This is a genomic window from Paenochrobactrum glaciei, assembly GCF_039522165.1.
Lineage (GTDB): Bacteria > Pseudomonadota > Alphaproteobacteria > Rhizobiales > Rhizobiaceae > Paenochrobactrum > Paenochrobactrum glaciei.
The window spans coordinates 112214-131918 of sequence record NZ_BAAADE010000007.1; the positions used below are offsets into that span (position 1 = coordinate 112214).

The 19705-nt window shown below is 60.7% G+C and carries 24 protein-coding genes, 1 tRNA gene and 2 pseudogenes; 4 read left to right on the top strand and 23 right to left on the bottom strand.

Going from position 1 to position 19705, the window contains the following annotated elements:
* Positions 1–9: 9 nt before the first annotated feature.
* The 4 genes from ABDZ76_RS14275 to ABDZ76_RS14290 form a co-directional block, all read right to left on the bottom strand.
* A complete protein-coding gene (locus tag ABDZ76_RS14275; protein ID WP_343806684.1) occupies positions 10–288 on the bottom strand; it encodes a VirB3 family type IV secretion system protein in 279 nt (92 codons plus the stop codon).
* The gene (locus ABDZ76_RS14280; protein WP_343806687.1) at positions 288–620 is read right to left on the bottom strand and encodes a TrbC/VirB2 family type IV secretion system protein; all 333 of its coding nucleotides are present in this window, start codon (positions 618–620) and stop codon (positions 288–290) included. Before ABDZ76_RS14280 ends, ABDZ76_RS14275 begins: the two co-directional genes overlap by 1 nt.
* Complete coding sequence (gene trbB / locus ABDZ76_RS14285; RefSeq protein WP_343806690.1) at positions 617–1600, bottom strand: P-type conjugative transfer ATPase TrbB; 984 nt, start codon at positions 1598–1600, stop codon at positions 617–619. Before trbB ends, ABDZ76_RS14280 begins: the two co-directional genes overlap by 4 nt.
* Before the next feature lie 154 nt (positions 1601–1754).
* Positions 1755–2642 carry a LysR substrate-binding domain-containing protein gene (locus tag ABDZ76_RS14290; protein ID WP_343806693.1) on the bottom strand — a complete coding sequence of 296 codons (888 nt, stop codon included), beginning with the start codon at positions 2640–2642 and terminating at the stop codon, positions 1755–1757.
* A gap of 92 nt (positions 2643–2734) precedes the next feature.
* Between ABDZ76_RS14290 and ABDZ76_RS14295 the strand changes: the two genes are divergently transcribed.
* Positions 2735–3352, top strand: coding sequence for a LysE family translocator (locus ABDZ76_RS14295; protein WP_343806696.1), 618 nt, complete (start codon positions 2735–2737; stop codon positions 3350–3352).
* A 15-nt stretch (positions 3353–3367) separates the two neighbouring features.
* Here ABDZ76_RS14295 and ABDZ76_RS14300 read toward each other — a convergent pair whose 3' ends face one another.
* The 8 genes from ABDZ76_RS14300 to ABDZ76_RS14335 all read right to left on the bottom strand — a co-directional run bounded on the left by ABDZ76_RS14300 (position 3368) and on the right by ABDZ76_RS14335 (position 10542).
* Positions 3368–3805: a ribbon-helix-helix domain-containing protein gene (locus tag ABDZ76_RS14300; RefSeq protein WP_343806699.1), complete on the bottom strand. Its 438-nt coding sequence runs from the start codon at positions 3803–3805 to the stop codon at positions 3368–3370.
* Between the two features lie 9 nt (positions 3806–3814).
* Positions 3815–5776, bottom strand: coding sequence for a conjugal transfer protein TraG (locus tag ABDZ76_RS14305; RefSeq protein WP_343806702.1), 1962 nt, complete (start codon positions 5774–5776; stop codon positions 3815–3817).
* Between the two features lie 152 nt (positions 5777–5928).
* Positions 5929–6819, bottom strand: coding sequence for a LysR family transcriptional regulator (locus ABDZ76_RS14310; RefSeq protein ID WP_343806705.1), 891 nt, complete (start codon positions 6817–6819; stop codon positions 5929–5931).
* Between the two features lie 69 nt (positions 6820–6888).
* Positions 6889–7659, bottom strand: coding sequence for an SDR family NAD(P)-dependent oxidoreductase (locus tag ABDZ76_RS14315; protein ID WP_343806708.1), 771 nt, complete (start codon positions 7657–7659; stop codon positions 6889–6891).
* Between the two features lie 68 nt (positions 7660–7727).
* Complete coding sequence (locus ABDZ76_RS14320; RefSeq protein ID WP_343806711.1) at positions 7728–8411, bottom strand: hypothetical protein; 684 nt, start codon at positions 8409–8411, stop codon at positions 7728–7730.
* A 28-nt stretch (positions 8412–8439) separates the two neighbouring features.
* Positions 8440–9579, bottom strand: a complete 1140-nt coding sequence (locus ABDZ76_RS14325; RefSeq protein WP_343806714.1) for an MFS transporter — start codon at positions 9577–9579, stop codon at positions 8440–8442.
* Positions 9580–9641: 62 nt separating this feature from the next.
* Positions 9642–10022, bottom strand: a complete 381-nt coding sequence (locus tag ABDZ76_RS14330) for a MerR family transcriptional regulator (RefSeq protein WP_343806717.1) — start codon at positions 10020–10022, stop codon at positions 9642–9644.
* 139 nt (positions 10023–10161) lie between these two features.
* Entirely contained in the window at positions 10162–10542 is a 381-nt protein-coding gene (locus ABDZ76_RS14335; protein WP_343806793.1) for a LysR substrate-binding domain-containing protein, read from the bottom strand.
* Here ABDZ76_RS14335 and ABDZ76_RS14340 point away from each other — a divergent pair.
* Positions 10432–10722, top strand: coding sequence for a hypothetical protein (locus tag ABDZ76_RS14340; protein WP_343806720.1), 291 nt, complete (start codon positions 10432–10434; stop codon positions 10720–10722). The two genes, ABDZ76_RS14335 and ABDZ76_RS14340, sit on opposite strands and share 111 nt — an antisense overlap.
* A gap of 266 nt (positions 10723–10988) precedes the next feature.
* On the opposite strand, the gene ABDZ76_RS14345 is transcribed toward ABDZ76_RS14340, so the two are convergent.
* The 9 genes and pseudogenes from ABDZ76_RS14345 to ABDZ76_RS14385 all read right to left on the bottom strand — a co-directional run bounded on the left by ABDZ76_RS14345 (position 10989) and on the right by ABDZ76_RS14385 (position 17714).
* Positions 10989–13061 carry a relaxase/mobilization nuclease domain-containing protein gene (locus ABDZ76_RS14345; RefSeq protein ID WP_343806723.1) on the bottom strand — a complete coding sequence of 691 codons (2073 nt, stop codon included), beginning with the start codon at positions 13059–13061 and terminating at the stop codon, positions 10989–10991.
* Positions 13062–13374: 313 nt separating this feature from the next.
* Complete coding sequence (locus ABDZ76_RS14350; protein WP_343806726.1) at positions 13375–14085, bottom strand: lytic transglycosylase domain-containing protein; 711 nt, start codon at positions 14083–14085, stop codon at positions 13375–13377.
* Positions 14086–14089: 4 nt separating this feature from the next.
* The gene (locus tag ABDZ76_RS14355) at positions 14090–14425 is read right to left on the bottom strand and encodes a DUF736 domain-containing protein (RefSeq protein WP_343806731.1); all 336 of its coding nucleotides are present in this window, start codon (positions 14423–14425) and stop codon (positions 14090–14092) included.
* A gap of 35 nt (positions 14426–14460) precedes the next feature.
* Positions 14461–15006, bottom strand: coding sequence for a S26 family signal peptidase (locus ABDZ76_RS14360; protein WP_343806734.1), 546 nt, complete (start codon positions 15004–15006; stop codon positions 14461–14463).
* A pseudogene (locus ABDZ76_RS14365) lies at positions 15003–15511 on the bottom strand (DUF2840 domain-containing protein). The gene ABDZ76_RS14360 and the pseudogene ABDZ76_RS14365 overlap by 4 nt, the downstream one beginning before the upstream one ends.
* The gene (locus ABDZ76_RS14370) at positions 15508–15762 is read right to left on the bottom strand and encodes a hypothetical protein (RefSeq protein ID WP_343806737.1); all 255 of its coding nucleotides are present in this window, start codon (positions 15760–15762) and stop codon (positions 15508–15510) included. The pseudogene ABDZ76_RS14365 and the gene ABDZ76_RS14370 overlap by 4 nt, the downstream one beginning before the upstream one ends.
* Positions 15759–16376 (bottom strand): ParA family partition ATPase, encoded by a 618-nt coding sequence (parA, locus tag ABDZ76_RS14375; protein WP_343806740.1) that lies wholly within the window; start codon positions 16374–16376, stop codon positions 15759–15761. The genes ABDZ76_RS14370 and parA overlap by 4 nt, the downstream gene beginning before the upstream one ends.
* Positions 16373–17441: pseudogene (locus ABDZ76_RS14380) on the bottom strand (replication initiator protein A). The gene parA and the pseudogene ABDZ76_RS14380 overlap by 4 nt, the downstream one beginning before the upstream one ends.
* On the bottom strand, positions 17442–17714 hold the full coding sequence (locus ABDZ76_RS14385) for a helix-turn-helix transcriptional regulator (protein WP_343806743.1): 273 nt from the start codon (positions 17712–17714) through the stop codon (positions 17442–17444).
* A 467-nt stretch (positions 17715–18181) separates the two neighbouring features.
* Here ABDZ76_RS14385 and ABDZ76_RS14390 point away from each other — a divergent pair, with 467 nt between their 5' ends.
* Entirely contained in the window at positions 18182–18472 is a 291-nt protein-coding gene (locus ABDZ76_RS14390) for a DUF2285 domain-containing protein (RefSeq protein ID WP_343806746.1), read from the top strand.
* 7 nt (positions 18473–18479) lie between these two features.
* Here ABDZ76_RS14390 and ABDZ76_RS14395 read toward each other — a convergent pair whose 3' ends face one another.
* Positions 18480–18821 carry a DUF2285 domain-containing protein gene (locus ABDZ76_RS14395; protein ID WP_343806751.1) on the bottom strand — a complete coding sequence of 114 codons (342 nt, stop codon included), beginning with the start codon at positions 18819–18821 and terminating at the stop codon, positions 18480–18482.
* A gap of 57 nt (positions 18822–18878) precedes the next feature.
* Here ABDZ76_RS14395 and ABDZ76_RS14400 point away from each other — a divergent pair, with 57 nt between their 5' ends.
* Positions 18879–19007 (top strand): hypothetical protein, encoded by a 129-nt coding sequence (locus ABDZ76_RS14400; RefSeq protein WP_343806754.1) that lies wholly within the window; start codon positions 18879–18881, stop codon positions 19005–19007.
* Between the two features lie 571 nt (positions 19008–19578).
* Here the strand turns inward: ABDZ76_RS14400 and ABDZ76_RS14405 are convergent.
* Positions 19579–19655: transfer RNA gene (locus tag ABDZ76_RS14405), tRNA-Met, on the bottom strand.
* Positions 19656–19705: the final 50 nt, after the last annotated feature.

The following is a 19705-nucleotide window of genomic DNA, read 5'->3' on the forward strand; positions in this document are numbered from 1 at the left end:
ACACGCCCTTCAAACCGACAGATGACCGGGGATGCGCAGGTGCCTGCGCCCGACCTCGACGAAGAGCGGATCGCGTTTCGCCGCCCAGACCGCTGCGAAATGACCGACAGCCCAGATCAGGAGGCCGACCAGCCAGAGACGCAGGCCGAGGCCCACGGCCCCGGCCAGCGTTCCGTTCAGGATCGCGATGGAACGCGGTGCACCGCCGAGCAGGATGTGCTCGGTCAGCGCGCGGTGAACCGGGACGGTGAATCCGGGCACGTCCAGTTGCTCGAAGGTGACCGCCATCAGATCAGCGCCCCGCCGCCAAAGGAGAAGAACGACAGAAAGAAGCTCGATGCGGCAAAGGCGATGGACAGTCCGAAGACAATCTGGATCAGCTTGCGGAAGCCGCCCGACGTGTCGCCGAAGGCGAGCGCCAGGCCCGTCGCGATGATGATGATGACCGCGACGATCTTGGCGACCGGCCCTTCGATCGACTGAAGAATTTTCTGGAGGGGCGCTTCCCACGGCATCGAGGAGCCGGAGGCGTGCGCCGCGGGAACGAGGACGAAGTTGACATAGGTAAAGGCTGCCGCCGTCGCGAGATAGCGGCGGGCGCGCATGGTGGTGCGGATCATGCGGGATCTCCTGTGAGGCTCATGGTGGCTGGGTTGATGCGGTAGTCGCCGTCGGGGCCGAGCCCTTCAACGCGGACAAGCTCGGTGAGCCGGCGCGCGGTACCGCGGCCGGAAAGAACGGCCACGAGGTCGATTGTCTCGGCGATCAAAGCGCGCGGGACGGTGACAACGGCTTCCTGGATGAGTTGTTCGAGGCGCCGCAGCGCGCCGATGCCAGTTCCGGCATGGATCGTGCCAACGCCGCCGGGATGGCCGGTGCCCCAAGCTTTGAGGAGGTCGAGCGCTTCGGAGCCGCGTACCTCACCGACGGGAATGCGATCCGGGCGCAGGCGCAGCGACGAGCGGACGAGATCGGAGAGCGTCGCAACCCCATCCTTTGTGCGCATCGCGACGAGGTTTGGCGCGGCGCATTGCAGCTCGCGCGTGTCCTCAATGATGACGACGCGATCCGAAGTCTTCGCCACCTCGGCGAGCAGCGCATTGGTCAGCGTCGTCTTGCCGGTCGAGGTGCCGCCGGCGACGAGGATGTTGGCGCGGGTGGCGACGTTGAGGCGCAGCACCTCGGCCTGAAGGCCGGTCATGATGCCGGCGGTCACATAGTCGTCGAGCGTGAAGACGGCGACGGCGGGTTTGCGGATGGCGAATACGGGCGCGGCGACGACAGGCGGCAGCAGCCCCTCGAACCGCTCCCCCGTCTCGGGCAACTCGGCCGAGACGCGCGGGCTACGGGCGTGAACCTCGGCGCCGACATGGTGGGCCACCAGGCGCACGATGCGTTCGCCATCGGCGGCGGACAGCCTCTCCCCCGTATCAGCCAACCCTTCGGAGAGACGATCCACCCAGATGCGCCCGTCAGGGTTCAGCATCACCTCAATGACGGCGGGGTCTTCGAGAAACAGCGCAATGGCGGGACCGAGCGCGGTGCGCAACATGCGCGCGCCGCGCTGGATCGCCTCCAGCTTGTGGTGAGAAGAAGTCATGTCGGCCCCAAATTCCATGGGGTCGCAACAGACGATCCCCGGATCGGGTCGATTAAAAGAGCCTGAAGTCAGGCCGGTTCAACAAGTATTTAGCCGAGTGCGGGCATCGGCGAGTAAGGGCGGCAAATAGGATGGGCTGAGGTCTTGAGGCGAATTATGCCTGTGCCTCTTTGGCCGCCAAGTCAGCCAGCCAGTGCTTAAATTGTGCTACCGTCGATTCGCCTTCCGACTCCTGCACCGAAAGCAGAAAATATGCGCTTCCATCAAGGCGGAAGCCTTGGGGGGCGGCAAGCAGTTCAGCCTGAATATCATCCTGCACGAGGTGCCACGGCCCGATGGCGACGCCCAAGCCCGCAATAGCAGCTTGCAGGCTGAAATAGAAATGCTCGAAATCCTGGCCGGGATTGGGCCGACAGGTTCCACCAGTAATCTCGGCCCACGTCGCCCAAGCTGTTGGCCGCGTGCGCGTATGCAGCAGCATCGCAGCCGCATTCATTCGATCGAAATCGAAGAAGTCCTTTGCCTTGTCGGGGCGGCAGACCGGACCTATGCGCTCATCGAACAAGTGCTGCGCAAGGTAGCTTTCCGGCCAAGTGAAATCGTTACGACGAATGGCAAGATCTACGCCGGATCCAAGGGTGACCGGCCCGCCACCAGCCAGCAGGCGGACATCGGCTGTTGGGTTCGCCACATGGAATTGCGGCATTCTCGGGATGAGCCAGCGCATCATTAGCGTCGGCTCGCATGAGATGGTCACGGGCGCGTTGGTGTGCTCGGCCTTGATGCGTTGTGCCTCTTGTTCGATCTCCCCCAGCCCCCGTGCCACTACGTGCGCCAGTCTGCGCCCTGCATCTGTCAGAAAAACCGCACGGTTCCGTCGCTCGAAAAGCGGGGTTCCAAGATCGTCCTCCAGCAGCCGCACCGCACGACTGACCGCGCCATGTGTCAAGTTCAGTCGATCCGCAGCCTTGCTGAAACTCTCAAGATCCGCCGCAACCCGAAAGCAAACGAGCGCTGGAAGCGATGTAATGTGCTGTCTCATATGTTATTTATTCTCACACATCCTGTCAGAAGTCATCGTTTTTGTTAAAGCCGTAGCCGCGTTATCCAAGGTGAAAACGAAAGGATACGCCCATGGCCGAATGGATCGCTGTCATCACCATCACCATCTTCGCCGTCATCAGCCCGGGACCGGACTTCGTCATGGTGTCGCGCAATTCACTGTCTCTTTCCCGGCGCGCGGGCATCTTGACTGCGCTTGGTATTGGCGCCGGTGTGCTGGTTCATGTTAGCTATACGCTCTTCGGTATTGGAGTATTGGTCCGAGAGTCACCTGCCCTATTCAACATCCTGAAGCTGGTCGGCGCGGCCTATCTGGTCTGGCTCGGTGTGAAAATGTTGTTCAGCCGCAAGGCTGAGGGGCCCGCTGCGGTGAACGAAACTGCGCTGTCTGATCTGGGGGCCTTGCGGATCGGCTTCCTGACGAATGCATTGAATCCGAAGACGACGATTTTCATCGTCAGCCTGTTCATGCAGGTCGTTCAGGTGGATACGCCTCTTGCAACCCGGATTGCCTACGGGCTGTTCATCTCTCTGGCCCATGTGGTGTGGTTCGCCGCCGTCGGCCTGTTCTTTGGTGCGCCACGCATCCAAAAGCGGATTTTCGGTGTTCGTCACTGGATCGACCGAATTTTCGGCGCGTTGTTATGTGGTTTTGGGATCGCATTGGCGGCGGCCAATTTAGGTTCCTGATTGCTCAATAAGCTGTCAGCTTGGGTCTAGGTTCGCCAGCTTATCCGGATCGATGTCACGCGATAGTTCCTTCAGGAACCTGTCTCCCGTCGCTAGACGCTTGCCGAGGGTCTGCATGAAGCCCTCGAAACGCTCACTGCCCTTGGCGCGTGCGGCAGCCTGCGCAGTCTCCGACATAGGCGGGACGAAAGTCAGCCAGAAGCGGACAAACAGCGCTAGGGTTTCGCCGAGTACAGCGATATCCTCGTCCAGCGCATCCACCTGGCGTCCGAGCCTGTCGAGGCGACGCGATATGGCAGCTTCCAGCCTCTCAGTCGTATCGCCAGCGAGAAAAGATGAGACAGCGGCCTCCACGATTGCGGATTTGGAGATGTTTCGGCGCAATGCCAGCGCCTCGACTTGCTTGAGCAAGGCGGGATCGAAGTAGACGTTCATGCGGGCGCGCTTGGTCATGGGTTCACCTCAAAGTTCAATGCCATCACCGGGATCAAGCGCGGCCCTTCGGGCCACAAGTCGCATCCGGGCGCGTATCGCGTCGGCTCTGACGGCGTCCAAGTTGGGCTCGTCGTCCAGAAACTCGAATTCCTGCGAGGGCGACGGCGGTGGCGTGATGATTTCCTCGTGTTCGGGCAATTCCGGCTCGCGACGGATGCCGGCATTGGCGGGATCGCCACCGTCATCACCGCCAGCGCCGACACCAGCACTGCCCGCTGCCGCGACGACGCGGTCAGTCCAGTCATCTGGTGTGGCGGCATTCGCCTGGCCCGCCGCCAACTCAGGCGGCGTGACAATCCGCTCCCGCAGGCGCCCATCCTCGAAATACCGTGCTTTAGTGGCGTGGATCGGCGGCGTTCCCGCCACCATGACGATTTCGTCGGTGGGCGGAAGCTGCATGATCTCGCCGGGTGTCAGCAGCGGTCGCGCTGTCTCCTGCCGCGAGACCATGAGATGGCCGGCATAGTTGGTGGAATCGCGCAGTTCCGTCGCCGTGCCGAGCGCATCTGAGACGCGCTTGGCGGTGCGCTCATCGTTCGTCGCGAAACTGATGCGCACATGGCAGTTGTCCAAAATCGCGTTGTTTGGCCCATAGGCCCGCTCGATCTGGTTGAGCGATTGCGCGATGAGGAAGCCCTTGAGGCCGTAGCCAGCCATAAAGGCCAGTGCGGATTCAAAGAAATCGAGACGGCCGAGAGCCGGAAACTCGTCCAGCATCAGCAGGAGCCGGTGGCGCTTGCTCGATGTGGTCAGCTCCTCGGTCAGTCGACGGCCGATCTGGTTGAGGATCAGGCGGATGAGCGGCTTGGTGCGATTGATGTCGGATGGCGGCACCACGAGGTAGAGGCTGACCGGCTTCTTGCCGCTGACGAGATCGGCGATGCGCCAGTCGCAGCGTGCCGTGACGCGAGCGACGACGGGGTCCCGGTAGAGGCCAAGGAATGACATGGCGGTTGAGAGAACGCCGGAGCGTTCGTTGTCGGATTTGTTCAGCAGTTCGCGCGCGGACGATGCGATCACGGGATGCACGCCGGCTTCGCCGAGATGCGACGTCTCCATCATGGCGCGCAAAGTGGCTTCGACCGGGCGGCGCGGATCGGATAGGAAGCTCGCTACGCCCGCCAGCGTCTTGTCTTTCTCGGCGTAGAGGACATGCAGGATCGCACCGACAAGCAGACTATGGCTGGTCTTTTCCCAATGGTTGCGTTTGTCGAGCGAGCCTTCGGGATCAACCAGAATGTCCGCGATATTCTGTACGTCGCGGACTTCCCATTCGCCCTGTCGCACCTCAAGCAACGGATTATAGGCGGATGACTTCGCATTGGTCGGATCGAATAACAGGACACGGCCACACTTCGCCCGGAAACCCGCCGTTAGCGTCCAGTTCTCGCCCTTGATGTCGTGGACGATACAGCTTCCCGGCCAGGTCAGCAGTGTCGGGACGACAAGGCCCACGCCCTTACCGCTTCGCGTCGGAGCGAAGCAAAGCACATGCTCGGGGCCATCATGACGTAGATAGTCACGGTTGTAGCGGCCGAGAACCACTCCATCAGGACCAAGCAGACCAGCGGATCGGATTTCCTTGTCTTCGGCCCATCGTGCTGATCCATAGGTGGCGACATTGCCAGTCTCTCGCGCCCGGATGATCGACATAACGATCGCGGCCGCGATGGCGAGGAAACCACCCGATACTGCGATGATGCCGCCCTCGACAAAGATTGCGGGCGCATAGGCGTCGAAAGAAAACCACCACCAGAAGAAGGCCGGCGGATAGTAGACCGGCCAGCCTGCCAGCTCGAACCAGGGACTTCCAAGCTGTGGTTGGAAGCCGAGGCGAAAGGCGACCCACTGCGTCGTCGCCCAGGTCATGACAAAAACAATGGTCAGGACGACGGTGATCTGACCCCAGAGTATTCTACCTCCGCGCATACAGGCTCCGTTCAGCAAAAGAGATGGAGCCGATCAGAGATTGGGCAAGTCTACGAGAATCAACAGGAAAGATGAGACCGGAGGGCTACCGGATACTAACGGCGGCAAATGGGATGGTTTGCCGAAGCAGAGAGACAACTCGCGGCGGCGAATCAGGAGGTTGCGGAAGACCCGTCCATTTCCGTGGCCAAGGCCAGAAGCTTTGCGAGGGCAGAGGCACGATTGCTCGGCAACCATACGGCAGAGAAGGCGATGTTTTCGGGTTCATCGTGGATTGGGAGGAACGCGACATTCGCTGTCGAGACCGATACTCCTTCCTCAACAAACAGCGAAATGCCATGCCCGCCTGCGATCATAGACAGGAGCGCGCTGCGACCGACATCGAAGCGTACGATTGTTGGAAGCGGCCATCGGCCCGAACATAGCATCACGATCAGGTCATGAAGCTGCGGACCAGTTCCGCCATGACGGACAAGAAAGGTTTCCTCGGCGAGCTGCCGCCATTCAACATTCTGTTGTGTCGCCAATCGATGCGTCGCCGGCACCACGGCCATTAGACGGTCGCGCCAGATCACACGGGAATGCAGGTCGGGGATTTCGTGGGCGTAGGCCATGAAGGCAACATCGAGCTTGCCTTTTCTCACCATCATCTGGGCGTCACGGGCCGTCCCCTCGGCGATGTGGAGGCGGACAAACGGATACTGGCTGTGAAACCGCTCCAATAGTCGGTCGAGAAATCCGCCTGCAACCAGGGCGTGGACTCCGATCCGAAGTTCTCCCTCTTCAGCACGCGACTGCATGCCAACGGTTTTGATGGCATGATCGAGGATACCCAAAGCATCATCGACCTGCTCGACGAAGCGGCGTCCGGTTTCGGTCAGGCGGACGCCGCGGGTGTTGCGGTCGAATAGGACAACACCAAGGGTGTCCTCCAGCGCCTTTATCCGGGTGCTGACACTCGACTGACTGACGCCGAGCGCATTGGCGGCACGGTAGAAGCTAAGATATTCTGCCACCGCCAGCGTCTGGACGAGCGCAACCATGGGAACGTGTTTTCCCAATATCGGAAAGCCAGTGTGTTCCGAGGGTTTTTGAAATCGCCGTCGCATGTTCTATGGCTCAGCAGCGCCACGTAGATAGTCTCCGCCATGAGCCTGCGGATTTCGGCGCAAGGCCTCTTCCGCGATGATATCAGCCCCGAATATGCGGGAGTTTTGCGTTCTGTTCTCGAACATATCCCAGAAGCACGCTGCAACATCCTTCGGATCGATTGTTCCCGTCTGATCGAATGCTCCGACGCCCTCTGTGCCTTTGACGAAGCCGTTGATAACGACTTCCGCAACGTGGATTCCATGTGAAGCAAGGGTCGGGACCAGGATGCCCAGAGCCTTGTGCTGCGCAGCCACCGTTATGGCCATCACAGCATAGTCGACGGCGAACTTGTTTATTTCCGGCCGGTCGAGTGCTGTGATCCCGCTCGTTGCCAAGATCGTGCCACCCGACGCCTTGAGATCGTCGAACAAGGCCTGCACTGCTGCAATGAAGCTGACAAGGCGTAGCTCCAGGCTTTGCCTCAAATCCTCAACCGGTGATGTAAGCAGGTCTCCATTGACCGGCAGGAAGGCGTTCCAGTGCAAAATGCCGACAGGCCCGAGCGATGCTCGTATGTCTGCGAAAGCGTTAGCGCGTGCATCGCTGTCCGTAAGGTCGGCAGGGAACGATTTGGCGGTGACACCCTCTTTGCGCAGTGCCTCGGCGCCAGCCTCCAGACGTTCAGCATTTCGGGCGATAATCGCAACGGGATGCCCAGCCGCCCCAAAGCGGCGGGCAACGGCTTGGGAGATTCCAGGCCCATAGCCGCAAATGACGATGGGGTTCTTCATGGCACATTCCTTTTCGGGCGAGCGCCCGGCCACGATGACCGGGCGTCTTTTGAGATCGGTGTTTGCGGTCAGGCAGCGTTCAGTGAATGGCCGCCTTCAACGAGCCAGGAATCGTGCAGCCACTTTTCCGTGCCGCGATGACCGGGAAAGGTGATCCAGTGAATATCTCGCTCGAAGACCATGACCTTGCGATCTGCGCCGACGATGACCCAGAACCAACGGCCATCGGCTGTGTTGCGCATCTTCACCTTCATGCCTTTGAGCGTGAGGTTTTCGGTTCTACCGTCTCGGATAACGCGAAGAGGTTCGTCATGCGGGTCGATCCAGCTCAGCTTCATTCCCGGCAATAGGTCCGGTGCCTGCTTCTGCAAGAAGTCCATGGCAACGGCCTGCGCTTCCTCGCGCGACGGCAGATCGTGGCCGACCAGATCCAGATCGATACGAGCGAACCCTTTGAGACGGCCATTGCTGGCAGTCAGGGTGCTGAAATGCTCACCGCCGAACCCGGCGTTGCGTCCGTCTACACGCTCATAGCGCACAAGCTCGGCTGTTTCGCCATCAACGGTAGCGGAACGGCGTCTCGCCTCACGATAGCCGGTGGGCAGATGGTCATTGAGTGGAAAGGCGATTTCTTCAGCGGATGTGGTGCTGGTCATAGTGCTTCCTTTGCCGGTTTGGGCCAGAGCGTAGGTTGCCGTTGCCGCGATCAGGCTGGCGGCGATGATGCTGATTGCAGTTCTGCGTGAGGGCATGGAGATCTCCAATTTGCGGGGTTGTTGATCAGGACTTGCGGGTGGCGGTGATGCCGAGCGCGGCTATGAGCAGCAGACCGGCTGGAAGCAGCCAGAGAGGCGCAGTTCCGAACTGCGCCAACGCCTGCGACAGGGGCGGAGCGAGGCTTGCTCCGATGAAAAGACAGAAGGTGTAGAATGCCAGCGCCAGTCCGCGATTGGCATTGGTAGCGCGTCCAGCCACCGTGGCGATCAGGCCAGGCACGGCAAGAGCAACGCCGGCCGACAGGACGATGCTCGCGCCCATCACTGTCAGCGATGTTCCCACAGCTGCCAGCATCAACCCCAAACACGCCAGCACGAGGCCGAGGCGTGCCGTAACAGTGGCGCCATAACGAAGCGTCAGCGGCGCAGCGGCAAAAGTCAGAAGCAATGGCGGTAGGCCGATAAGGCGCAGGGTCTGGAGGTCGACGTTGAGGGCGACCCCGAGCGTTTGCGCTCCGGCATGCAGGGAGACAAAGCCGAACAGCACCGTGACAGCGGCTGCCCATGCCGTGAGGATGCTAGGATTGTGCAGAAGCGAAGCCAGATGCCCGCGTGACGACTCCTTCTGCGCGGGCTGTCGCGTCCCGGTCTTGGTCGCGACAGCCAGAGCAATCGCAGCCAGCAGATAGAATGGTGCCAGACACAGCATGATCCCCGGCAATCCGACATCCATTCCGGCCGCAAAGACCTGAGCGAGCGGGGCAGCCCCGAGGAATGCGAAGCTCATCAGGGACACACCGAACGGGCGCTGTGCGGGCGGCAGTTCCTCGGCTATCAGCGACAGTGCGGCAGGCGGGAATGCCGCAGCAACGAAGCCCTGCGCGGCTCGCGACGCGAGGAGCATCTCGAAGCTCTGCGCCCAACTGACCAACAGGGTTGCCAGCGCGGTCGTTGTCAGCCCGAACAGGATCAGCCGAAGCCGCCCGTAGCGATCGGAGAGCGGTCCAAACACGAGAAATCCAGAGGCATAGGCGAAACCGAAAGCCGAGCCGATAAGGGCAGCGCGTTCCGGCGCGATGTCGAACCGTCCGGCAACATCCGTGACTAACGGAATGGTGACATAGAGCTGGCCAACAACGAGGAAACCGCAAAGCATGAGCAAAAGAAGCAGGAAGATGTGACGCGAACAAATCGGGCTTGTCATTTTCTTTCGTAAGCTAACGTCAGGTGTAGATTGAGGGCGCAAATATAGGTCTCCTATAGGGGTCAGTCCGTTCGGCGAGCTTGGTCGATCAGCGATTTCATGCGGGCTATGTTGCTTTCCAGATCGCGGCGGAAAGCCGTCAGCTCCGTGAGCTGCGCATCGGTCTTGGCAATCTGGGCTTCGAGGATTCTAAGTACCTTCTCCTTACCCTTGATGCCGCTTGCGTCCTCGAAATAGAGGTCAATCACCGCCGCGATCTCGTCCAGGCTCAGTCCTAACCGTTTGAGCGCAGCGATCTTCTCCAACCTCTGGTAGGAGGTGTCGTCGTAGTAGCGATAGCCTGCTCCCTCGCGTTCGGCAGGCTTGAGCAACCCGATACGCTCGTAATAATGGATTGTGCGATGGCTGACCCCGGCGCGCTGGGCCAACTCGCCGATTTGCATGCGAGAGAACAACTTACCACCTATCTGAACCTGACGTTGAGTGTAGGTTTAGTTAAGTGGTCTCGATTTGTCAATAAGATCGTCAGTTTGAGATCTGGTCGCCTCCATAGTGAAGGGCAATAGATATTCTAGCTGACCATCAAGGTCTGGTGATCTCGGCTGCGAGGGAAAGTAGGTTTTGGAGCGAGGCGCTCCGATTTTGTGGCAACCAGACCGCCGAGAATACAATCGGCTCCGGCTCATCGACAAACGGCAGGAACACGACGTCGGCTGCTGGAAGCAGCCCACTCGCAGCTCCAAGGAGGGGGATGCCAGAACCCTGCGCGACCATGGATAGCAATGTGCCGCGCTCCACCTCGAAGCGCTGGATGGTCGGCAGCGGCCAGCGCCCGGACAAACGTAGCACTATATGATCATGCACCTGTGGTCCCGTACCGCCGTGGCGGACAAGGAAGGTCTCACCAGCAAGATCGGTCCATATGACACCGGACTGCCCAGCAAGCCGGTGGTTCGATGGCAGCGCTACGACCAGCGGTTCAGTCCAAACCGGCTGGGATTGTTAATCCGGCAGATCGAACGTGCCGACCAGCGATGCCTTCTACTGGCCGGGCCTCGTTCCGGGATCAGTCGCTTTCTGAAGTCAAAACCGCAATTGATAGCGAACGAAGTCATCGGCTTCGACAACCTGTCAATGCCATAGATATGGCCTGTTGATCCCATCCATTTTACTTCTGGTTCAGTCCAATGAGATTGTGATGATCAAACGAGTATGCCCAGCCCCTGAGTGGTCGCGAAGCACATAGAAATTGCCGCTCAATCAGCCCAACCACCAACGAGCTTCGCGCCGCCGAGTGTAGAAAACACGCGAGAGAATGTCCGAACTCCCCCGAAGCACCGCGATCAGTTTGAACATATAACCTAAAGAATGGCCGTTATGAATTCATGTGGTGAAGGGCATGGGAATTCTCACAGCCCAAATCCCCTCTGCCGCCCCAACTGCCACGAAACCGATCCGCCCTGAACGATACCCGCGACCTCTCGGCCTAGCTGACGGTCGATTACTGGCCGCCACGGAACAAGCGTGAACTCGTGACTCTTTTCGACCACGGCAAACTTGCCGCTCGATAGATGTACGACCCCGGTAAACTTGCCACTGACGGCCTCGCCGTCAGCGGCAGGCCGAAACGGCAGTGCCTTGCTCGCTGTCATCTCCGCACCTACGCCAGCCACTTCCCGTTCCTGCAGACTGGCGAGCAGATTGCGCCGATAGCGGATGCGTCCATTCTGCTGCCGCGTGGCATCACCCTGTGCGATATGATGCTCGCGGCGCTGGTCCATAGCCTCGCGCACCTGAAGGCCGAACCCTGCCGGGGTCAGATCTGAAGCGTCCGGCGTAACCAGCCGCCGGTCGAGCCAGGTCGCAACATCGGCACCGATCTGCTTTTCCAGATCGAAGGTCGAGACGACACGAATGCTGGCCTGCTGGTTACGGCCAGCATCGTAAGCGGTGGCGCGGCTCTCGAAGTCTTCGGGGATACGCCACTGGTCAGCGTCGACCCGCTCCGTAATCCCGGCACGGCGTAGCGCCTCCAGTCGCCGGACATAGGCATCGACATAGCCCTTGTAATCACCACCAGGCATACGTCCCTCGAACGCCACCTGTTCGAGGTGTCGGCTCGGTCGGTAGATACCATTCTCCGAGATCGCAGCGATGGTGCGATCAGAGGGACGCTGCGCCGTATCGGCGGGGCCGACCTCCACGATACTGCCGATCCGGGCATCTTCGACGCGGGCCGGATCAATGCCGGGAAGATGGTGTGTTCGCCCGTCGATACCGTCCACCACGAGCGTCAGGTTTTCGCCCATCTTGTCGGTGAGATATTTGTCCACGATGCGTCCGGTGATGGGTGCCGCCGGTGCCGCATCGTGAAGCTGGAAGGTCATCGGGTCGCGCTCCTGCCCATCGGCCTTCAGCGCCTTATGCATGTTGCGGATGATGTCGCCGCGTTCACCGAGTTCACGCAGCGCCGGTTCCATCTTCGCGCCAAGCTCCCAGACGCCCGGCGCGTGTTCGGTGGCCAGCCCCATCTTTTCGAGTTTGGCGAGACGGCGCAGGCGAAGCGTGCGGTTGAACTGGCGGCGTGCATCTGCCGGTTCATGGCGCAGATCGAGGAACCTTTCATCGGCATCCTCGGTAATGGCGCGGTCGATGCGCGTGAAGCGGTCCTGATCGATTTCGGCAGACAGCTTGCGGCTCTGTTCGATCTCGGTCACTGGGCCAAGTTCCAGCGTGGTCAGTTCGCTCGCCCGCTCGCGAATGCCGTTGGCGAGATAGTCGCCGTTGATGACCAGGTTCTCGCCCAGTTCGTCCTTGCCGCGAACGATGACATGGACATGGGGATGGCCGGTATTGTGGTGGTTGACTGCCACCCAATCGAGCTTCGTGCCAAGGTCGACCTCAATGCGGCTCATCAGATCGCGGGTGTGTTCGGTGAGATCGGAAAGATCGGCGGCATCTTCGGGCGAAACGATAAAGCGGAACTGGTGCCGATCATCCTTGCCGCGGTCAAGGAAAGCAGCGTCATCGGCGCGATCCTCGGTGGCCGAATAAAGTTGGCCGCGCTCGCCATCGCGCGAAGTTCCATCACGCTGGATATAGCGCAGATGGGCAGCCCCTTTGCCATTCTTCCCCGCGCCCTGGACATAACGAGTTTTGACGACAACGCGACGCATCCCAGCAGTACTGTGCCGCCAACCGCCCGACAGGGTTCGGGCGTGGACAAAGGCCGCCCCACGGCCACGCTTGACGCCCGGGCCTTTGACAGCCCGCGACGCCTTCCCGCCCTTTCCGGCCGAACCAGATGAAGACGACGAGGATGTCCGTGATGCGAATGAAGATGATCTGCCGGGACTGTTGCTGTGCTGACGCGCCAGCTTCTTCGCCTGCGTCAGAAAGCTCTTCGCCTTACCCGCCTTCGGCACGTCGGATTTGATCCGACCTGGCCTGGGACGAAAGCGGTTTTGGTCATCGGAGCTCATGAACGCATCCCATGACGTTCAGGCACGGAAAAGGCCGATATTCGGCTATAGTGCCGGTTAAAAACCAGCAAAGACAAGGCTTTGCGCCACATCGCGGCACGCGAGGCCCAAAAGAGGAGTGCCGTGCGCCGCGCCCCAAAACAGTGTGCAGACAAGGGCTTGCCCAGAAACCGACCCGACAGGGTGCCGGTTTCCTTTATCTTGCCCTCCGCCTTCCCTACCCTTTTTGCCCTTCCTGCCGGGAATACAGCCAGGCGACCCCTTGCCTGACTATACACCGGAAGCGGACCGAAGGCGCGTGGAGACGCCATACTCATGGCGCATCTCCGTTGCTCGCACGGGCCACGAATATGCCGCCGTCCTGCGGCTTCTGATCGACGGAAACGCGCACAGGAACAGTCGCGCGGGCGTCGTTCGACGGCTGATTGGCCACCGCCGAATTGCCGCTGGATTGCGCAACGAAGAGCGGAGCTTCGCGCCAATCCGGCGGTGGCGGCGGCACGGTCGTCGGCACATCAGGCGCAGTCGCAAGCCCAAGAACAGGTGCGAGCGTGGCGACATAGGCGCGTGTTTCTGCGGGCAAAGTGCGACCCATCGCCAGATACTCGTCATAGCGACCGGGACCGGCATTGTAGGCGGCAAGCATGGCCGCGACACTGCCATAACGGTCCCACATCTCCCGCAGATACGCTGTACCTGCGAGGATGTTGTCGCGCGGATCGTAAGGATCGCGCCCGAGGCCATGGCGGTTGCGCAGGCCCGCCCAGGTATCGGGCATGACCTGCATCAGTCCCATTGCACCCGCCGACGAGATGGCGCGCACATCGCCCGCACTTTCCACACGCAGCACGGCTCGAATCCAGTGCTCTGGAATGCTGAAACGCTGTGACGCCTCGGCAATGAAAGCAGCATGGGGATGCGCGGGAACAAGCGCGGGTTGCGGCGTCACCTGCGCAATCGCTGGCGTCAATCCGCTGCCAGCCGACAGCAGGGCCGTGAAGAGAAGAAGGGCGCGGGATCGCATGATCTCAGTCCCGATCTTCGCGGGGCCGTGGGCGGCTCCAGTGCAGTGACCATGACGAGCCTGCATCGTCGTCGCGGAACAGATTGGCGCGGATCGGCTGCGGCAAGGCGGGATCGTCGAGCAACACCGAGAGATATTCGCCAGCCTTTTCGCCGGTGCGTTTCCATGCAGCACCGACCTCCGGCCCATCATGTTCAATGTAATGGACGCGATAGTCCGGCGCATTCTCCGTATCGGAATGTTCACCGGGCACGATGACGAGATAGCACTTCATGGTGAGCGTGACGACCTGACCGGCGAAGCCGGATGCGTCACGCGCAAATTGACCGATCTGTGGCATGGTATGTCTCCTGTGTTGGTGGATTTAGCGTGGGTTCAATGCGTGGCCGCCCGCCATTCGTAGCGGCCATCACCTTCCCCATCGGTCCACAGCGGAAGCGCCCGGCCGATGACGGAACTGACGGGAACAGGTCCGAAGTAACGGCCGTCGAGGCTGTCCCGGACCTCCCAATTCATGAGGAAGAGTTCACCGTCGCCGATGATGCGGCAGCCCTGCCAGACCGGCAGATCGCGGCCCATGCGGTCGCGCTCCAGCGCGTCCCCCATCTCGACATTATCGACGGTAATGGTCGCACCGCTGCGGCAGACGCGCTGTCCCGGCAAGCCAACAACGCGCTTCAGCAGCGGCACGCCGCGTCCGATATAGCCGCGCTCGACCATGAACCGCACCAGCGGTTCGGACGGCATGATGGCGACCAGTTCGGGAACTTCGAGCGCATCGGCGGGAGCAACTGTGTAGAAGTCGATGGGCGCGCTGGCAGTCGCATTCCAGATCAGCCGGATTGGCAGATCGGCAACAGCCGGGGCGACAAGTGTGCCGACGGCCAGCATGGACACGGCAAGGATATGACGGCGGCTCATGGTGCGATCCTCCGGCGATTAACCCATGCGGCATGGCGCTCCGTGGTGTAGGGATTGGGTTGCTGACCGGCACTCAAACGGTTGTGGACATGCCGCCAATAGTCCGGCGCAACATCCGCCGGATCGACGCCAAGCGCGTCCACGGCATCTATCAGGGCCAGCACCCGCTGGACCTGCGGCCAGCCGTCGATACGCAGCAGGATCTCGCCACCAGGATGAACGAAGGGCACGGTCTGGTACGGTTGGCAGCACGCAGGATGTCAAGCCGCGAAGCGATGGTGCCGTAATCGTTGGAGGCCCAGCGGACGAAGGCGAAGATGCTTTCTGGTGCAAAACCGATCAGACTGCGGCGGCAGTCGATGATCTGCTCAAAGCTCTTGCGGCCAAAGCGTATCCATCGCTCGACCTTCTTCTTCTGGAAGGTCAGCTCGACCAATGTGGCGAACGGTGCTGGCGCGTCCGCACGCGGATGTTCATGCGCAGTGCGCCCGGTTTTGCCGGTCATGGCTGATCTCCTTCGGTGGGTGGAAATTCGCGGACCAGCAGCTCACGCAGCATCACCGCGACGGTGACACCGCGCCGGAAAGCGGCAACCTTGATAAGCCCGCGCAGTTCGGGCGTGATGTCGATGGTCAGACGGGCGGTGAATGCCTCCGCAGCCGTTTTGCCTGTTCCAGGCGCGCCGGCGGCCCGGACCCAGCTATCAGGATTGCCCGGACGCGATGCGAAGCTGGATTTGACGGGCGGACGTGTCATGGCACGATCCTCCCGACACCGAGGCCATCGATCTCGGCCGCAAGCGCTGTGACCTCCTGTGCGGCCCGTTCGCCGCCATCGGTCTCCGAGGCTAGCCGTCCTGTCTGTGCGGCTTCGGCGAAGGCGACACGCTGGCCGATCGTCGTGGCCAGCAAGGGCGGATTATGGCCCGCCAGTGTTTCGGCCGTTTCGCGGGCGATGACGGTGCGCGCACCGCATCGGTTCAGCAGAAAACGGGCGGCCAGTTCAGGGCGGTAGATGCGTGCTTCGTTCAGATGCGCCAGCATCTCGGCAGAGGCCCAGCCATCAAAGGGAGATGGCTGCACCGGGATCAGCACCAGATCGGCTGCAAGCAGCGCAGAGCGCATCAAACCGGCGCCACGCGCAAGCTCCGGCGCTTCCTTGTGCAGGGTATCGCGGGCAAGGCCGATGACTGTGAACAGCCTTGGCAGCCCTTCATGGCTGCGCCGCTCCGACCAGTCGAGTGCGGAGCCTTGCGGGTCGGCATCGATCAGGATGACGCGCTTGCCCTGTGCCGCCCAGATCCCGGCGAGATGCAGTGCGAGCGTTGTCTTGCCCACGCCGCCCTTCTGATTGAGGAGCGCGATGATCATGGCGTACCCCGCCCGGGTCGGCGGGAAGTGGCACTGGCACCATGCCTTTCCTGCGCACGCGTCAAAGAAGAAAACTTAGAATCTATGTTAGATTCTAAGTTAGCAGTCAGATTCTGACTTTCGTTCCAGAGACTTAACTGGGGTTTGTGCGCCTGATGTACCGATACCCTTTGCACCTGATGTACCGACGGTATCCACAATGTTATCCACAGGCGCTGTGGATAGGTTTTCGGGGCGGATTCGCAGCAGTTCGCGGCGATCTTCGCGCAGTATCTTGAGCCTGTATCCGGGCAGAGGCTGGCGGGCCACAATGCGACGCAGGTCCAGCGCAAAATCGGAGATCCGGGCCATGCTGCCAGATTTCTGATGAAGGTGCGCAACCTCGAACATCCAGCCATGCGGCTGATGTCCGGCATGTTTACGGGCGACGCGGTAGAGCCAGCGCTCGATACCGCCGGTCAGCCGGAAATAATCCGGGTCGATGGTGAGGACCAGCGAACGGTCGATGACGCTGTTGTAGAACCACTCTGGCAGGACAAACTCCATGCCCTCGACACGCCCGTCGCGCGTCGTCATCTCTTCCCATTCGTTGATCCAGGAGAACTGGCGGCGGCGCCAATGCTTGCCGTTGCGGATCGTCGTGGCGACGATGGTAGATTGCAGGCGGGCCAGCGCTGCCTTCAGCAGCAGATATTGCCGGTTTCCGGTATCGCGGCCGATTGCGCGCAGCAGATGATAGGGCGTAAAACGGAAGAAGCGGGATGTCTTGATGCCGTTGTTTTCGGCAGCGACGATCTGGCTTGCAGCCCAGATCAGCACATCGGCATCCCAGATCGTCGCCATGCCGTGTTCAGGCATTCCGAATACCTGCACCTCGACATCGGCGGTCTTGTAAAGGATCGGCTTCGTGCGCGGCGTCTTCGCCAGCGAGAAGAATGGCCGCTCCATCAGATCGCGCTGGTCGCGCGGACTGGCATCGCCGGTTGCGACCACGAATGGATCGAGGTGGCTGCGCTCGCTGCCCCCTTCTCGCCGCAGGGCGTCATGGTGATCGACGCGCCGCATTCAGAGCTTGCTCCGCTCTTCAGGCGTCAGGGGACGCGCCGGAAAGACCCTATCGGCGCCCTCGTCACTGGTGGACTTTCGCGCGCCCATGTCGGCCCAGGACTGGAGATCATCGACGGTATAGAGGACGCGGCCACCGATTTTGCGATAGGTCGGGCCGGTCCCGTAGGTCCGGTGTTTTTCCAGTGTGCGAAGAGAAATACCAAGGAAACGCGCCGCTTCCTGAGTGCGCAGCATGCGCGGTGGCATTTCCGTGTTGCGGCGCTCGGCCATGAGATCACCTCCGATTCGTCAGGTTGATGCGGCTGTCGGAGACGGCGGCGCGCTATGGCGAACCATGGGAAGTGATCGGCGGCGTGTAGCGTGCCGCATTTGCGCCTATGCGCAGACGGCACCCCCGAAAGGGGCTATGTCAGCGCGAAAAGACGTGAGATTTCAGTAACTCAGGAAGAGGTATGCGGAATCCCTCAAGACATCGGCGTGCAATTCGGTTAAGAATGCCGTTGGAGCAGACGCACTGCTCCGGGGCTTAGTAACCCCTGTTGGCGGTTGGTGTCCGCCGTAACGATGCCACACTCCTTGACCCTATGGTCGGGGAGCCCTTGGCGTATGTCCAGGGCTTCTCGCCTAAAGGCCATGGGGCCGTCCAACACGGTTACTAACTCCCCAATCACCAGGAGTCAGAGAGTTTTATTGCGGGGGCGAACCGCAGAAACTCTTCTGAAAGAAGGGAAATAACTGTGAAAACACCCGTTGCACTTGATCCCGATGTGGATGATCTGGCGCCTTCCGGCGATGTCATCACCGCCTATGACGAGCAGCACTTCGTGACTTATCTGCTTCTTCTCGATGCCAAGGCCGAGGACGCGGACTGGATGGAAGTGGCGCAGATTGTTCTGCACCGCGATCCGGCATCTGATGAGATGCTAAGCCGACGATGCTGGCAGAGCCATCTGGAACGCGCTCAATGGCTGTCGCGCGCTGGATACCGGAAAATTCTGGAACAGGCTGCGGCAAACCGGAATCGGTGAGATTGCTTTATTTGCCTTTTGAGCGCGAACCTCGTTTTATGGGATAGTGCAAAAGCAGCCGATAGCCCCCGCGCATCATCCTGATACCGTGGGAAACGAGACGACGTGCCTTGTTCTTGCGTGGATCGGCCTCGAAATCTTCCTTGTTCCCACGGAATCCAAGTAGCACTTCCGCGACAGCACGGTAGCTTTCCCCGTGCAGCCTGGCGTCCAGGGCGCGCAGCGACAGAAGATGCCATTGGCGAAGCTGAGCTGGCATGGCGCGAATATCCCGCCCCGGGGAGCGGCCTGTTAGGCACCGCCAGAGGCGGCGGGCAGCATGGGCGCGTAATTCCATGAACTCATCCATAGGCAAGATTGCAGCATAGAAAGCTGCCGCATCAATCGCGCCCTGCGGCAGCCAGAATTGATGCTCTACTGCCTCGACCCGCCAGATGGCGTGCCAGCCATCCGGCGCGCGGCGCAGGATCAGGCCGTCGAGATGTGCGAGAGCGACAAGCCGTTCGCCATCGGGATCGTTTCGTTCGACCGGTGACAGAATAATGGCCTGCGGATTGAAATGCGGCGACCAGAAAGGCGGTGCGCCCTCAGGCTGCGCGTCGGGGTCGTGTGCGAATACGCCGAGGAGACAAACCGTCTGAACCGAGAACGCCGCTCCAGCGGCGATACCTGGAAAGCGGAACTAGTAAAAATCGAGAAGCAGATCCGCGGCATCATCGAGGCGATCAAGGCTGGCATGTTCCATGAGAGCATGAAGGCTGAGATGGATACGCTGGAAGCGCGCAAGACCGAACTGAGCAGCCTACTGGCCGACGCGTCAGAGGACACACCGGACATTCTGCCGAGCGTCTCGGCGATCTATGCGAAGAAGGTTACTGCCCTGACGAAAGCGCTAAACCGCAAGGAAGAGCGGCCAGAAGCAGCCGAGACATTGCGCGGCTTAATCGAGAAGATTTCGCTCACACCGGGGCCGGAACGCGGCGAAATTTACGCGACACTGCACGGCGAGTTGGGCACAATTCTCAATTGGACTGAGCGGCAAGCTATTGGAAAGGCTACAAAAAGAAACACTTCCGGAGGTGATCTCACGGGAGTGTCGTTATCAGTGGTTGCGGGGGCAGGATTTGAACCTGCGGCCTTCAGGTTATGAGCCTGACGAGCTACCGGGCTGCTCCACCCCGCGCTAAACTTTTGAGCTTTGGGCATTCAGCCCGTTTTTTGTTTTGTTCATCC

Excerpts from the sequence above, each read along its gene's own strand:
- ABDZ76_RS14275 (WP_343806684.1), bottom strand. The coding sequence starts at position 288 with ATGGCGGTCACCTTCGAGCAACTGGACGTGCCCGGATTCACCGTCCCG.
- ABDZ76_RS14280 (WP_343806687.1), bottom strand. The coding sequence starts at position 620 with ATGATCCGCACCACCATGCGCGCCCGCCGCTATCTCGCGACGGCGGCA.
- trbB (WP_343806690.1), bottom strand. The coding sequence starts at position 1,600 with ATGACTTCTTCTCACCACAAGCTGGAGGCGATCCAGCGCGGCGCGCGC.
- ABDZ76_RS14290 (WP_343806693.1), bottom strand. The coding sequence starts at position 2,642 with ATGAGACAGCACATTACATCGCTTCCAGCGCTCGTTTGCTTTCGGGTT.
- ABDZ76_RS14295 (WP_343806696.1), top strand. The coding sequence starts at position 2,735 with ATGGCCGAATGGATCGCTGTCATCACCATCACCATCTTCGCCGTCATC.
- ABDZ76_RS14300 (WP_343806699.1), bottom strand. The coding sequence starts at position 3,805 with ATGACCAAGCGCGCCCGCATGAACGTCTACTTCGATCCCGCCTTGCTC.
- ABDZ76_RS14305 (WP_343806702.1), bottom strand. The coding sequence starts at position 5,776 with ATGCGCGGAGGTAGAATACTCTGGGGTCAGATCACCGTCGTCCTGACC.
- ABDZ76_RS14310 (WP_343806705.1), bottom strand. The coding sequence starts at position 6,819 with ATGGTTGCGCTCGTCCAGACGCTGGCGGTGGCAGAATATCTTAGCTTC.
- ABDZ76_RS14315 (WP_343806708.1), bottom strand. The coding sequence starts at position 7,659 with ATGAAGAACCCCATCGTCATTTGCGGCTATGGGCCTGGAATCTCCCAA.
- ABDZ76_RS14320 (WP_343806711.1), bottom strand. The coding sequence starts at position 8,411 with ATGCCCTCACGCAGAACTGCAATCAGCATCATCGCCGCCAGCCTGATC.
- ABDZ76_RS14325 (WP_343806714.1), bottom strand. The coding sequence starts at position 9,579 with ATGACAAGCCCGATTTGTTCGCGTCACATCTTCCTGCTTCTTTTGCTC.
- ABDZ76_RS14330 (WP_343806717.1), bottom strand. The coding sequence starts at position 10,022 with ATGCAAATCGGCGAGTTGGCCCAGCGCGCCGGGGTCAGCCATCGCACA.
- ABDZ76_RS14340 (WP_343806720.1), top strand. The coding sequence starts at position 10,432 with ATGATCATGCACCTGTGGTCCCGTACCGCCGTGGCGGACAAGGAAGGT.
- ABDZ76_RS14345 (WP_343806723.1), bottom strand. The coding sequence starts at position 13,061 with ATGAGCTCCGATGACCAAAACCGCTTTCGTCCCAGGCCAGGTCGGATC.
- ABDZ76_RS14350 (WP_343806726.1), bottom strand. The coding sequence starts at position 14,085 with ATGCGATCCCGCGCCCTTCTTCTCTTCACGGCCCTGCTGTCGGCTGGC.
- ABDZ76_RS14355 (WP_343806731.1), bottom strand. The coding sequence starts at position 14,425 with ATGCCACAGATCGGTCAATTTGCGCGTGACGCATCCGGCTTCGCCGGT.
- ABDZ76_RS14360 (WP_343806734.1), bottom strand. The coding sequence starts at position 15,006 with ATGAGCCGCCGTCATATCCTTGCCGTGTCCATGCTGGCCGTCGGCACA.
- ABDZ76_RS14370 (WP_343806737.1), bottom strand. The coding sequence starts at position 15,762 with ATGACACGTCCGCCCGTCAAATCCAGCTTCGCATCGCGTCCGGGCAAT.
- parA (WP_343806740.1), bottom strand. The coding sequence starts at position 16,376 with ATGATCATCGCGCTCCTCAATCAGAAGGGCGGCGTGGGCAAGACAACG.
- ABDZ76_RS14385 (WP_343806743.1), bottom strand. The coding sequence starts at position 17,714 with ATGGCCGAGCGCCGCAACACGGAAATGCCACCGCGCATGCTGCGCACT.
- ABDZ76_RS14395 (WP_343806751.1), bottom strand. The coding sequence starts at position 18,821 with ATGGATGAGTTCATGGAATTACGCGCCCATGCTGCCCGCCGCCTCTGG.